At 53.8% G+C, this 13,656-nt stretch carries 13 protein-coding genes; all 13 read right to left on the bottom strand.

The window, feature by feature from the left end; translation table 11 throughout:
- Window positions 1-24: 24 nt before the first annotated feature.
- On the bottom strand, window positions 25-702 hold the full coding sequence (locus BOW52_RS00665) for a flagellar assembly protein FliH (protein ID WP_078482153.1): 678 nt from the start codon (window positions 700-702) through the stop codon (window positions 25-27).
- Window positions 695-1,702: a flagellar motor switch protein FliG gene (gene fliG / locus BOW52_RS00660; protein ID WP_078482152.1), complete on the bottom strand. Its 1,008-nt coding sequence runs from the start codon at window positions 1,700-1,702 to the stop codon at window positions 695-697. The genes BOW52_RS00665 and fliG overlap by 8 nt, the downstream gene beginning before the upstream one ends.
- Window positions 1,702-3,345 carry a flagellar basal-body MS-ring/collar protein FliF gene (gene fliF, locus BOW52_RS00655; RefSeq protein WP_078482151.1) on the bottom strand — a complete coding sequence of 548 codons (1,644 nt, stop codon included), beginning with the start codon at window positions 3,343-3,345 and terminating at the stop codon, window positions 1,702-1,704. The genes fliG and fliF overlap by 1 nt, the downstream gene beginning before the upstream one ends.
- 62 nt (window positions 3,346-3,407) lie before the next feature.
- Window positions 3,408-3,737, bottom strand: coding sequence for a flagellar hook-basal body complex protein FliE (fliE, locus tag BOW52_RS00650; protein WP_078482150.1), 330 nt, complete (start codon window positions 3,735-3,737; stop codon window positions 3,408-3,410).
- Window positions 3,738-3,990: 253 nt separating this feature from the next.
- On the bottom strand, window positions 3,991-5,352 hold the full coding sequence (locus tag BOW52_RS00645; RefSeq protein WP_078482149.1) for a sigma-54-dependent transcriptional regulator: 1,362 nt from the start codon (window positions 5,350-5,352) through the stop codon (window positions 3,991-3,993).
- On the bottom strand, window positions 5,349-6,605 hold the full coding sequence (locus BOW52_RS00640) for a sensor histidine kinase (protein WP_078482148.1): 1,257 nt from the start codon (window positions 6,603-6,605) through the stop codon (window positions 5,349-5,351). The genes BOW52_RS00645 and BOW52_RS00640 overlap by 4 nt, the downstream gene beginning before the upstream one ends.
- A gap of 136 nt (window positions 6,606-6,741) precedes the next feature.
- On the bottom strand, window positions 6,742-8,268 hold the full coding sequence (locus BOW52_RS00635) for a sigma-54 dependent transcriptional regulator (protein WP_078482147.1): 1,527 nt from the start codon (window positions 8,266-8,268) through the stop codon (window positions 6,742-6,744).
- Between the two features lie 227 nt (window positions 8,269-8,495).
- Window positions 8,496-9,053 carry a PilZ domain-containing protein gene (locus BOW52_RS00630; RefSeq protein ID WP_078482146.1) on the bottom strand — a complete coding sequence of 186 codons (558 nt, stop codon included), beginning with the start codon at window positions 9,051-9,053 and terminating at the stop codon, window positions 8,496-8,498.
- Between the two features lie 18 nt (window positions 9,054-9,071).
- On the bottom strand, window positions 9,072-9,404 hold the full coding sequence (locus BOW52_RS00625) for a flagellar protein FliT (RefSeq protein ID WP_078482145.1): 333 nt from the start codon (window positions 9,402-9,404) through the stop codon (window positions 9,072-9,074).
- Window positions 9,405-9,416: 12 nt separating this feature from the next.
- The gene (fliS, locus tag BOW52_RS00620) at window positions 9,417-9,890 is read right to left on the bottom strand and encodes a flagellar export chaperone FliS (protein WP_078482144.1); all 474 of its coding nucleotides are present in this window, start codon (window positions 9,888-9,890) and stop codon (window positions 9,417-9,419) included.
- A 206-nt stretch (window positions 9,891-10,096) separates the two neighbouring features.
- Window positions 10,097-11,563: a flagellar filament capping protein FliD gene (fliD, locus tag BOW52_RS00615; RefSeq protein ID WP_078482143.1), complete on the bottom strand. Its 1,467-nt coding sequence runs from the start codon at window positions 11,561-11,563 to the stop codon at window positions 10,097-10,099.
- Between the two features lie 64 nt (window positions 11,564-11,627).
- On the bottom strand, window positions 11,628-12,014 hold the full coding sequence (locus tag BOW52_RS00610; protein WP_078482142.1) for a flagellar protein FlaG: 387 nt from the start codon (window positions 12,012-12,014) through the stop codon (window positions 11,628-11,630).
- A 378-nt stretch (window positions 12,015-12,392) separates the two neighbouring features.
- Window positions 12,393-13,656: flagellin (locus BOW52_RS17840; protein WP_330359754.1), on the bottom strand; the 1,264-nt coding region annotated here is incomplete at its 5' end.

Below are 13,656 nucleotides of genomic sequence, written 5' to 3'. Positions count from 1 at the left end.
ATTATTCACCTGAATCAACTGGCGCTACGCCCGCTGATCCTCATCACGCTCACCACCCATCAACTGGGCAACAACCGCTGCAATACGTGTCTCCATAGTCGAATCGATGGTGGAGTTCTCGGTGGTAATACGGCATCCGCCACGACTCAGCGCAGCATCTTCAATGATGCTCCAGGCACGTTCACCCTCGGCACTCGGCAGGTTATTTCGAATAACCTCCGCGTCTTCCGGGTTGAGCTGCAGACGAATCGTGCTGGTGCTGACCGGCAGTGCCGCCATCGCCTCACGTACGACCGCCACCACTTCACCTGGATCCTGCTTGAGCTGACGACGAATCAGCTGCTTGGCAACGACCATGGCAAGTTCTACCACCTCTTCTACCAGCTCATCATCCTGCTCTGCCATGGGGCGAGTAAACGAGGCCATGATCTTGTCGAGCTTGGAGGTCTTCTCACGAATCTGGCGCTGTGCATCGGCCAGTCCCTCCTTCTGCCCCTGCGCGAAACCCTCCTCATGGGCCTGTTTCTGAATCTGTTCGATCTGCTCGGCGGTCACCGGTGGCGGTGCAGCAGCCGCTTTCTTCGGTGCCGGTGCTCTCACTGCCACCTTCGGCTTCGGTTTGTGTGCCCCAGCCATAGCGGGCGGTTCCCAGCGCTCAAAGCCCTCTGCCGTTCCATCTTTCTTGAGCACCTGATCAGACATACTCGTCTCCACCACCGCCTAGTGACAGTTCGCCGGCATCAGCCATACGACGTGCAATGGCCAGAATCTCCTTCTGCGACTGTTCGACCTCGCTCAGCTTGACCGGGCCCTTCGCTTCCAGATCATCGCGCAGCATCTCGCCTGCACGTTTAGACATATTCTTGAAGAACTTCTCACGCATCGTCTCATCGGCCGCCTTCAGGGCCAGGATCAACGACTCGGAAGAGACCTCGCGCAGCAGGCTCTGGATGCCACGATCATCCACATCTATCAGGTTATCGAAGACAAACATGCTGTCCTGAATCTGCTGGCTCAGATCGGGATCGACCTCACGCACCTCATCGAGCAGTGCCTGCTCGGCATTACCATCGAGGAAGTTGAGGATATCGGCTGCCGATTTGATACCGCCGACACTCGAAGATTTCACATTGGTCTGACCGGCAAACTGCTTCTCAAGGATCTCATCAAGCTCCTTGAGCGCATTCGGCTGCAGACCATCGAGTGATGCGATGCGCATCAGGATGGCGGGACGATCACGTTCGGGGAGTGTTGCCAGCACGCCTGCGGCATGATCAGCGTCGAGATAGGAGAGCACAATGGCGATAATCTGCGGATGCTCAAGGCGGATGATCTCACCCACCGCACGCGAATCCATCCACTTCAGCGCCTCCAGTCCCTTGGAGTTACGCCCCATCAAGATACGGTCAATCAGACCGCCCGCCTTATCTTCACCGAGCGCTTCGGTCATAACCTTGCGGATATAGTCTTCTGAACCGACACCCAGTGCGGTCTCATTCTCAATGGTGTCGACAAAATCATCGAGCACCGTACTGACGGAGTCACGGCTCACATTGGCCATGCCAGCCATCGCTGCACCCACCTTTTGAACCTCTTTAGGGCCCATGTGGCGCAGTACCTCGGCAGCCTCCTGCTCACCCAGGGTCAGCAGTAGAATTGCAGCACGCTCGGTGCCAGTCAGTTTTGGCGCAGCTTCAGCCATTAATCTTCATCTCCTACCCAGGTTTTTACTACCTGAGCTACTAGTTTCGGGTCTTGCGTCACCATACCACGCACCGAGCCTAGCTTTTCGTCATAACTGAGCTTTGGTCCACCCAACTGCGGCTGTGCTCCACCGGTCAAACTCAGCTGATCGCCCGACAAATCACCGTCCATTCCCGCCGCCAGCGCTGGGCGCATCGCATCGGCCTGTGCCTTGGCAATCTCAGCACCCTTATCAACCAAATTACGCATCATCGGTTTCAGTACCACAAAGATCAGCAGCAGTACTGCAATCGCTCCGACACCCTGCTTAATCAGATCCTGTACCCAGGGCTGCTCCAGCATCGGCACCTCTGGCAGCGCTTCAATCGCCGCCTCGACCAAGAAGGGGGTATTGACCACATTCACGGTATCGCCACGCTGTGGATTAAAGCCGACGGCATCCTTGACCAGAGTGGTGATACGAGCGACCTCTTCAGCGGTGAAGGGCGTATTGGAAGCAGTTCCCGCTGCATCAACACCGCGCTTGTTATCGAGAATCACCGCCACCGACAGTCTGCGAATAGACCCTACTGACATTTTAGTATGGCTAATGGTTCTATCCAGTTCATAGTTGCGAGTCGTACGCAGTGAACTGCTGCCCTGTGAGCCGCCGCTACCATCGGCAGCTGCATTAGGATTAGTAGTTCCTGCGCCCGGAGGCTGGTTGCTCAGCGCGCCTGGGATACCCGATGCACCGGCTGCCATCGCGCTGCGATCCTCCATCACCTGCTCACTACGTACCGCGGGCAGATCGGGATTAAAGCTCTCCTGGGTCTTCTCTGTGACAGTGAAATCGAGTTCTGCGGTCACCTGGGCACGTACACCACCTACACCGAGCACGGGTGCCAGCAGATTCTCAATGCGGCCGACATAGCTATCTTCAACGCGGCGGGTGTAGTCGAACTGCTCTGAGTCGATGCCCAGCGCATCACCACGGCGCTTCTTGGTGAGTAGATTGCCGTTCTGGTCGACCACTGTGACCTGGCTCGACTCCAGGTTAGGCACACTCGATGCGACCATATGTACGATAGAAGCGACCTGACCCTCTTCAAGGGTACGACCCGAGTAGAGGTTGACCAGTACCGAGGCACTCGGCTTCTGGCGCTTACGCACAAAAACACTCTGCTTGGGCATCGCCAGATGGATACGTGCCGTACGCACGTTATTGATCGATGCGATGGAGCGGGCCAATTCACCCTCGAGGGCCCGTTGGAAGCGAGCCTTTTCGATAAAGTTACTGGTACCGAAGCCCTGCTCCTCCTCCAGCATTTCAAAACCCATACCGCTGCCCTTTGGCAGGCCATCGGCCGCGAGTTTGATTCGCACTTCATGGACCTTCGATGAGGGAACCAGCAGGGCTCCACTGGATTGATCAAGCTTGTAGGGAATGTTCTGTGCCTGCAGTGCATCGACTACCTGCTTGGCATCTTTATCAGCCAGTGAGCTATAGAGCAACGTATAGTTCGGCTCCATCGACCAGAGCACCACCACACCACCGAGCGCGATACTCGCCGCCAGGCCAATCATCACTGCGATCTGACGCCACGCCGGAAGATGCCCCATCCCCTTTGCTACACCTTGACCCTGCTCTACTAAGTCCATATCTCATCTCACCAATTATTTTTACTTTAAATTTAGATACCAGTAACGCCGTAGAGATCTAGTTAGATCGCCATGCGCATAACTTCTTCGTAGGCAGACACCATCTTGTTTCTGACCTGTGTCATCGCCTGGAAGGCGATACCCGCCTTCTCCTTGGCGATCATCACATCGACCAGATTGACATCGGAGGTGCCGGTCTCGAATGCAGTCGACAGCGCACCTGACGTCTGCTGTAGATCGTTAACCTTGTTAATTGAGTTCTTGAGAAGATCACCAAACTCCGGCTTGTTGGTCTCATTGACCGTAGTCGGTGGTGCAATATTTTCGATATTTGAGCGTGCCGCCAGTGCACGCATCTGCGCCATTAGCTGATTAACCTGCATATCACTCATCTGAATCTCTCCATCTCAACCGCGACGGAATTTCATCGCCATAGTGAACCTTAATCACACAGATGCAGGTTCCGTACCAACTATTGGAATGGAGTCATTGAAGAGGAGTATCGCTACCCAGCGGAAGGGAAGACGAAATTAGGAGAGGGAATAATCGCCTCCACACAGACGTGCAGAGAGACTCGCCGCATGCCAGGGGCTGTGCGACTTGTTACTCCGTAGGCGTGCCCTGCACGCCTTACTATGTAGGGTATTACACGGGTAGTTCTACCCCCGCTTCTCGTAGCCGAGCCAATTTATAACGCAGGGTACGTGGACTGATACCAAGCTCTTCGGCTGCACGGGTTCGATTACCATTGCCGTTGCGTAGCGCGTCAACAATCAGCCGCTGCTCACGGGTCTTGAGATCCTCATTGAGCTTACTGGCCGGTTCAGGCTCACTGCCTGAGATCTGTGCAATCGCCTCGCCCTGCCCTGGCAGTTCATTATCGACCTCAAAGTGCAGATCCTCACCCTGAATCTCACCGCCGATGGTCATAATCAGCGCCCGCTGAACCACATTCTCCAGTTCACGTACGTTGCCAGGCCAGGGGTAAGCGGTCAGCCGCGCCCTGGCACCGTAACTCAGCGCCGGAACATTGCCACTGTCGAGACTATATTTGCGTACAAACAGCTCCGTTAATGGAACGATGTCGTCGGGCCGACGACTCAACGGATGCAGATGCAGAGGGAATACGTTGAGCCGGTAGAAGAGATCCTCACGGAAACGACCCGCAGCAACCTCCTCACGTAGATTTCGATTCGAGGTCGCCAGAACTCTGACGTTCAGCGGAATAATCCGATGTCCACCGACCCGCTCGACCTCACGCTCCTGCAGCACACGCAGCAGCTTTGCCTGCAACGCCAGTGGCATTTCGGAGACCTCATCGAGCAGCAGCGTGCCACCCTGGGCCATTTCAAACTTCCCGGGTGTAGCACGATAGGCACCGGTGAAGGCCCCCTTCTCGTAGCCAAACAGCATCGCCTCAAGCATATTTTCAGGTATCGCCGCGCAGTTGATCGCTATAAACGGTCCCTTGGCACTGTTTGAGTTGTGGTGGATAAAACGCGCCAACACCTCCTTACCAGTACCGCTCTTCCCGGTGATCATCACCGAGACATCGCTACCTGCCACGCGTCGAGCCAGCTCCAGCATGTCACGCGAACGTGAATCTTCGGCGATGTAATCACCACTGCTCTCATCGCAATGGGCAATCGAAACAAAGCGCGCCACCATCTCTACCAGTGCATCGGCCTCAAATGGTTTGACCAGATAGTCAGCCGCACCGACACGCATCGCACTGACCGCATCCTCAATGGTGCCGTAGGCGGTCATCAGGATCACCGGCATATCGGGACGTTTCGCCTTAACCTTGCGCAGCAGCGACATGCCATCCATCTCCGGCATCTGGATATCGCTGACAACCATCGCGATCTCATCATTATCAATCATCTCCAGCGCCATACATCCATCGTGTGCCGCTTCGACCTGATAACCCGAGAACTCGAGCGTATCGACCAGCGCCTCACGCAGAGAGCGGTCGTCTTCAACCACCAGAATCGTCGAGTTACTCATGACCTCACCTCACCACTATCGAACCCAGGGGGAAATGCCCCCTGCTCTACTGTCTCTCTTAGGCCCGCTAAATCACTACTGCTGGCCAACATCTGCGGTGCCGCCGATCGCGGCAGGGTAATGGTGAAACAGGCACCCTCTCCCGGTTTTGAATCGACACGGATCTCTCCGTGATGCGCCTCAACCACACTACGGGCCACGGCAAGGCCGAGACCGGTGCCATCGGCACGGGTGGTATAGAAGGGATCGAAGATTCGGGCCTGCTGTTCAGCCGCGATACCGGGACCGTTATCGGCCACGCTAAAACGGATTGATCGTTCACTGACGGTGAGCCCGACATCCAGAACAGGGGTTGAGGTGGCGACCTGAAGCGCATTGGTTGCCAGATTCAGCAACATACCGAGAATTGCCTCGTAGTTGCCGGAAAAAGTAACCGCTTGTTCGCACCTTTCTATATGCAGCTGTGCACCGGACTGTTCCAACTGCGGATCAAGCGTCTGCTGCAGTGCATCGAGCAGTGCGTTTAGATCGATCTCATTAATAACGGTTGAGTCACCACCACGGGCGAAGCGGAGCATGTCGTTGACCATGCGCTCCATCTCAATCATGCGTGCACGGATCTTATCGGCGATACGAATTCTGCCATCCTCTTTGAGTGCGGGTCGTTTTAGATGGGAGGTATAGAGCAGTGCCGAGGCAAGTGGAGTACGGATCTGGTGTGCCATCGAGGCACTCATCTCACCCATCGCGGCGAGTCGCTGCTGACGGTTAGCCGTCTGCTCCAGTTGATGGCTCTCGGTGACATCGTGCAGTAGTAGAATCACACCCGGCTCAGAGGTGAGCTGTCGCACTGAGACGACCACACGGCGACCGCCCTGAAGTGCCACACCCTCCTGCTCAGACTGATCTGGCAGCTGCTTGCGTGCCAGTACCTCCTGCCAGGCGATACCCTGTAGCGGCTGACCAAACATCTCGGCCACAATCGGGTTGTAGGCGCGAATATTGCCAATACCATCCAGCACCACCACACCACCTGGTAGCGCTTCAATAATCTCTTCAAGACGGTTGAGCTGATGCGTCTTCTCAGCCATCTGCTGCTGATGACCACGACGTGCCAAGGCGAGTTCTCGGGTAAGTTTTGCGATACGTCGTTCAAGAGAGCCTCGATCCGCAGGGATCTCGGTGACCACGCCCTCAAGGTTACCCAGTGGGGGATGGCTTCTCTGTAACAGCTCGCTATGTTGGCCTGGCATGTGCTCTCCTACCGCTTGTTCTATTCGACGCAAATGGCGTCAAGTAGGACAAAGCAATAAGCATGCCTTTTTTATTTATTTTGATTATTCAACATGTTACTGACAACAAGAAAAACACTCGTCAATCTCTTGACGATCAATCCTGGCGTTGCAGACCGTACTTGCGCAGTTTCTCAACCAGGGTGGTACGACGCATATTGAGCAGCTTGGCGGCGTGGGCCACAACATTATCGGTCTCTTCAAGCGCCTGCTTAATGATCGCAATCTCCATATTGCTGAGGTGCTCCTTGAGATCGAGCCCCCCCGTTGGCAACGCACTCCCCTCATCCGCGCTCTCGGCAACCTCCTCGACCTCGGCCTCAGCTGGCTCTTCAGCAACGATAACTGGTTCAGCCGCTGGCTCAGCAACGTGTGCCTCGCTGGGAAGCTCGGCATCCGCCTCACGCACATCATTGATAAATGAGAGCGGGAAACCTGCTGGAATCTCAATATCTTCAATGTTGCCACGGAACTTGGCGGGCAGATCGGGGGCATCAACAACCCCTGATGGGAAGAGAATTACCAGGCGTTCAACCAGATTGGCCAACTCACGCACATTACCGGGCCAGTCGTACTGTTTGAGGGCCTCAATCGCTCGAGGGGTCAGACGAACCGTACCGCGGTTCTCCTGCTCAACACGGGCAATCAGTTCATCGATCAGTAGGCCTATATCGCTGACACGATCACGCAGCGGCGGCATCTCAATGGGGAAGACGTTGAGGCGGTAGAAAAGATCCTCGCGGAAATCTCCATCGCTAATACGTTGCTCAAGATGACGATGGGTGGCGGCAACAATACGTACATCAGCACTGATGGTCTTATTGCTACCGACCCGTTCAAAGGTACGCTCCTGCAACACACGCAGCAGCTTGACCTGCATCGGTAGACTCATATCACCGATCTCATCGAGGAACAGAGTGCCACCCTCCGCCAGCTCGAAACGTCCCTGCCGGGTACTAATCGCCCCGGTAAAGGCACCCTTTTCGTGGCCAAACAGCTCACTCTCGAGGAGTTCAGCGGGAATAGCACCACAGTTGATCGGTACAAAGGGTTTATCGGCACGTTCAGAGAGGTAGTGAATATTTCGCGCCACCACCTCCTTACCGGTACCCGACTCGCCGAGAATCAGTACCGTGGCTTCAGCACCCGCGACCTGTTCAATTTGACGACGAACGCTGACCACCTCACCGCTCTCCCCCACCAGACTACGGAAGACCTCGGTAGGACGGCGACGACTCTTGCGCTCGTGGGTATCGCGGTAGTTCTGGGCGCTTCCAAGCAACTCATTGAGTTGACCATACTTAACCGGCATCTCAACCCGGCCGAGAATCTCCAGCGCTAGCTTGCCGGTGACCGGAAGTGGCTCGCCCTTCGCCACCATCATCAGCAACGGCATAAACTCATCATGCTTTTTAATGCCGCGAATCACCTTCTCGATCCCCTTCAGCGAGCTGCAGCGACCGACAATCACAGCATTAAAGGGTCCCTGCTCCTGAATCAGACCCTGCCACTCATTACAATCGGTGGTGTGCTGGGCATCGTATTCGACAAACTCCAAGACCGTGAGCAGGCTCGTCGCACGCTCCATATCACCATCGATGACAAGGACCTTTTTTACGGACATTTTCAAACCCTTAAGTGGTTATCGGCCTCACGAAGAGCGTTTCTTTTCGCGTTTTTTGCAGTAAACCACCCGACACCCTTTATGTCAAAAAGCCGACGCTAATATTGAAGTTACGTCTCTTTTTTTGCCGCGGCCATTTGCGACAAGAAACGGACACTTCTATCACTCAGGAAAAACAGTGAATTAGTAGATGGATGTAAAGATTTGAGTGTAACTTGTTAAAACTATTAACGATTTGCACGAGCCATGGCGATCGCCCGGCGGTGGTGACGGAAGATGAGTTTTACCCAGGCCTGTTCAAACTGCTGACTCATCGGACCAAATCGGAGAGTTGCCCAGCGTGCGCTATCGTGTAGGGCCACATCAACCACTTCGCCCCAGAGGACGATCGGTGAGGGGATCATTTTATTGAGGTGAAAAGAGACCGTCAGCTTGCTACCAGCAGCAGGCAGCGGGGCCTCCTCGCCACTGGCCCACTCCATACCCTCACCACCCAGTCGAGCCTTGGCATTGGGAGGAAGGGGGCGAGTTTGACGTATCAGAGATGAGAGCAGATCGAGCACCAGATCGACCTTGTTCTCCAGTCGAACGACATCGGACTGCATCTCGCTATCATCATTTTCAACCGGTTTCGACTCGATGACATTGATGGTGTGCAGCAGTGTAAGGTTGGCGTCATGTTGATGGATTATGTCGAGATCTTCTGGAAAGGCATCGTGTTGCTGCCACTCAAGCGGCATCACCTGCTCATGAACCACGCCGCCGATACTATTATCTTCACTCATAGCCGGACGACTCTCCCTTTAGCCCTGCACCTTGTTATAGGCATTGGTGGCCTGCTGACCCTGTCGTAGTCCCTGTAGCTCATTGCCGATCAGGTGACGTCCCTTCTCACCCAGTGCCATGGTGCGTTTATCGAGATCGATAATCAGCTGTACCGCTTCAGAGAGCTTGGAGGTATGTTCAGAAGGGGGATTATTGAATAGCTGCGGGAGTGACTGACGCCGCTCTGCCTCGAGTTCGACGAGCTCATCCCACTGCTCGGCCTCAGCGGCCTTAAACATTCTATTTGAGAGATCAACAACCTGAGCAATCAGCTGTTCGAAGCCCTGATTTGGGTTGTCTGAACCGTCCATAGACCTCTAGCTTCAGACGCCGATAGAGATTGAGGTAGATGTCGGTGGTTCCGTGGAGTCGTAGTTCGGTGTGATCTTGGCACGCTCACCCTTCACTTCACTCGGAATGGCATCCCAGGCAGATTTGATCTCGCGCAGTAGCGAGGAGGCTTCATCCAGAATCGATACATCGTTATCCAGATTAGCCTGCAGAAGACGTCGACCTAGGTAGTCATAGAGATCATCGAGATTGTTGGCGATTTCGCCGCCCGCTTCCTTATCGATGCTTGCGCGAAGACCTTCAATGATCGAGATCGCCCAGCTGATGTACTGTCCCTTACCTGCAACGTCATTGCGTTCCATATGCCCTTTTGCAACAGCAACCTTATCCAGAGCACCCTCAATTAGCATCTGTACCAGCCGGTGAGGACTAGCCTCTAGCACCTCGGCTTTTACATCATACTGGGTGTACTGCTGCATTTTGCTGGTGGGTTTAGAGTAGGTCATCGTTGTTCCTCTCATGCCGGGTCATAGATCAATCACTCGTTGCATCTATAAACCATATCGGCTCAATCATCTCGATCTTTAGTCTCTTGCCATCGAATATGGCAGCTATTTTCGTAGGGGTCCAGAGAACACCGCTCTGAACAGGATATAACCAACAATTACAGTTGGTTACAACATTGAAAACAGCACCCAATCAGGCAGTATTACTATTTACTGCCGCCAATCTTGGGAAGATTTTCGAGCTGCTGGGCTAGGTAATCACTGGTCGTCTGAAGCTGAGCCATCAAGGTATCAAGCCCACCAAACTGACGGTAGAGTCGTGTTTCAAGCGCTGAGAGACGTTTAGTTAACGAAGCACGATCATCATTGAGATTTTCAAGACGTGTACTGAGCCCGGTCAGCCGAGATTCAATCAAACCACCATTGCTTTCAAGCATACCGTCCAGTACACCGTCGATCTTGTCCGCATAGGTAGTAAATAGATCACCTACCTTAACGACGTCATCCTCAATCGCACTACTGAGGACCGTTTCATCGAGATCGATCGTGCCATCACGCTGTAGCGTGATACCGACATCACCCATTGAGTTGTAACCACCGCCAACCCCGGTCAACACATCACCGAGGATCTGACGCAGTTGGCGTTCAGCGCTACGTACCGCCGAGTCACCCAACAGCACACCACTACTACCATCCTTTCCGCCGAAGGCACTCGACGAACTCAGCGAACTCAGTGCACTGTTGTAGGACTCAACAAATGATTTGACCGCATCAACCGGTGTCTCACTATTCTGAGTAACGTTCAGCTTTTCAGAACCGCTCTCTGAGGTCTGCAGCAGATTGAGCGTTACGCCATGAATTGCACTGGTCACGCTATTGGATTCACGACTGATCGTCAGTCCGTTGACCTCAAGCATCGCGTCCTGACCGGCAGTGGTCTGATCAAGATTGGTGGCACTCAGATTGAAAGCTAGCATCGAAAGGCCGCTGGTATCGATGTTATCGGCACCGTCACCGGTCTCCTCATCAACAGTGATCTGCAAGCTGTTGTTCTCGCCGCTGCTATCCGAGCTAAGACTCAGCCGGTAGCCATTACCGTCATCGATAATTGAGGCCGTAACTCCGATTTCCGCCTCATTGATCTGATCACGCACCTCTTCCAGCGTGCTATCCGCAGCGATCTCAACACTCTGCGATGCCCTATCCAGTTCGGTCGTAAAGGAGTTATAACTCTCAGGGTCGACCTCGGTTGCGGGGTCGTAATCGGTAGTACCGAAGCTAAACGTCAATGTTCCACCACCCACCACGTCATCGAGCTCATCAAACTGGCCCTCCGCGGTAACCAGCGAGTGTGACTGTGCGAGCTGTAATACCTCAACATCGTAGGATCCGAGATCGGCAATGGAGCTGGCTGAGGCACTAAATGCAGTGCTCTGACCGGTATCAGTAACCTTACCTTCGAAGGTAGAAGAGGTTTGCAGCTTGGTTAGGGAACTCTGGAACGAAGATAGTGCTGATTTGATAGTGCCAAAAGATGAGATTTGCGCCTGAAGCGTCGCCTCCTGGCGATTCAAACGGTTCTCGGCGGGTGCCCGCTCGGCGGCCATAACCTTTGATACGATGTCATTAACATCGAGCTGTGAGCCGATACCGGGTGATGAAATTGTAGCCATCTATCTATCCTCGCTTTTTGACGCGTCTATCTATTAGACAGACACGAGCAAGAATTGTGCCCATTCAGGCCTCAGCAGATATTAAGCTGCCGCTGGCCTGTTCGAGCTGCTTGGAGAGCTTCATCGCCTCTTCCGTGGGAAGCTGACGAATCACCTCATCCGTATCGGAGTCGATCACCTTGATCACTGTCTCGCCACTCTCATCATCAAGATTGAACGACAGATTGCGTCGAATCACCTGCATGTGGTCGTTTATGCGGGTTACCGCATCCTGCAACTCTTCCATCGATGCCGGCTCTGCATCGCTCGACTCGGGTGATGGAACACCTGGCACCTGCGTCGGATCGATCGCATCGGCCGATTTAGAATCCCTGGGCTCCTGACTCGGATCGATCTTACCGCCCAGAACTGATGGGGGTAATGAAGTCAATTGTGTTGTCATCGCAGCCATGATGTAACCTCCATAGTTCCTACCGTTTTCACCCCTGATTTTACCTTATATTCAACAGGGAGAAACACTGCTTTCATCTCATACTATTAATAATCAGATACAGCACCGAGTCTATTAGCCACTACTGATACAAAAACCCAATACGTACCCATCCTTAATGTATATATCGGGCAATCTATAGAAAACTTTAGGATTTTTTTTACTTTATTTCACATCCCAGAATCCTATTATTTTGCTTACTTTTCATTGCATTACATAATAGTCGACTCAACCTGGCTATCAAGTAAGAAAATTATATTCTTCCAGACAATAAAAAAGCGCCAGAGATGAGAGTCATCTCTGGCGCCCGTTAGTAGACTCAAACTGAGTCTGTTCAGCTTATCCCAGCAGGGAAAGAACCAGCTGAGGTACCGAGTTGGCCTGGGCCAGCATCGCTACACCTGCCTGCTGCAGGATCTGCGAACGGGTCAGGGCTGCGGTTTCAGCAGCGAAGTCAGTATCCTGAATTCGGCTACGTGCAGCGCTGAGGTTCTCAGAGCTAGTCTGCAGGTTGGTGATGGTGGTCTCGAAGCGGTTCTGCACCGCACCCAGATCAGCGCGGATCGCATCAACCCTGGCCAGCGCACCGTCAACAATGTCGATCGCATCATTCGATCCAACAACCGAGCTGATATCGATGGTGCTGACAGTCTCGTTGGCACTCGCCTTCAGATCACCAGCAGTACCCTGGAAGACACCACCTGAACCCTCAGCAGTATTTGACTCAACGCTGAAGTAACCGGCTGTCGACTTGAACTCAACCTCACCACCGACCACGGTGGAGTCGCGGGTTCCGGCGTTGACGCCACCGTTCTGCAGTACTACATCAGAGGTTCCAGTACCGCCAGAGAGTGTCATCGATACCTCGGTACCACTCGCACCATCAACCGCTGCAGAGCTGTCGAAAGTGCTAATGGCCATATCCTCACCCGTATCGTGCTCAAGTGTGATGCTTGCCTTATCGAGGCTCAGCTTGGCGATAACACCCGTTGCACCCGACTTGTCATTGATTGCATCAGAGAGGTTGGTCAGATCAGTGGTGGTTACATTCGCTGAGACATTGCTGCCGTTCAGACTGAATGAGACCACGCCATCGGTATCGAGTGCAGAGAGTGTTGCAGTAGTCGTAGCCGTTGCCGACACACCGGTGCTGTCTGCTACTGCATTCACCAACGTAGCAATCGTCTTGGCACTATCGTTAGCACCTACCTCGACTGAACTCTCAGCCTGCCCACTAATGGTCAGGGTCTGCGCCTCAACATTGTTACCCGCGGTGGTATCTGCTGCACCGTAGGTCGACTGGGCTGCAGCTGTATCAGCTGCTGCATTCAAGACGCTAGTAGCCCCAATCGCTCCATCTGACTGAATGTTGACACCATCGGCCATCACTAGGTCAATCTCAGAGACCTGAATGGCGCTGTCAGTAGCTGCACCTTCACCGATTGATGTACCGGCAAAATCGACATCCGAGTTGGCCACTGTTCCGGTGTAGACCTCACTATCAAGCGCATTGTCGAAGACGAAGGTGTCATTACCGGCCGAGGTACCACCCGATACGGTGAGATCAACACCCACACCACTTCCCGCAGCACCGCCATTCTGC

The sequence above is a fragment of the Solemya pervernicosa gill symbiont genome, from assembly GCF_002020875.1.
Lineage (GTDB): Bacteria > Pseudomonadota > Gammaproteobacteria.
Note: the sequence above shows the minus strand (reverse complement) of the source record. Positions and strands in the feature narration are given on the sequence as shown.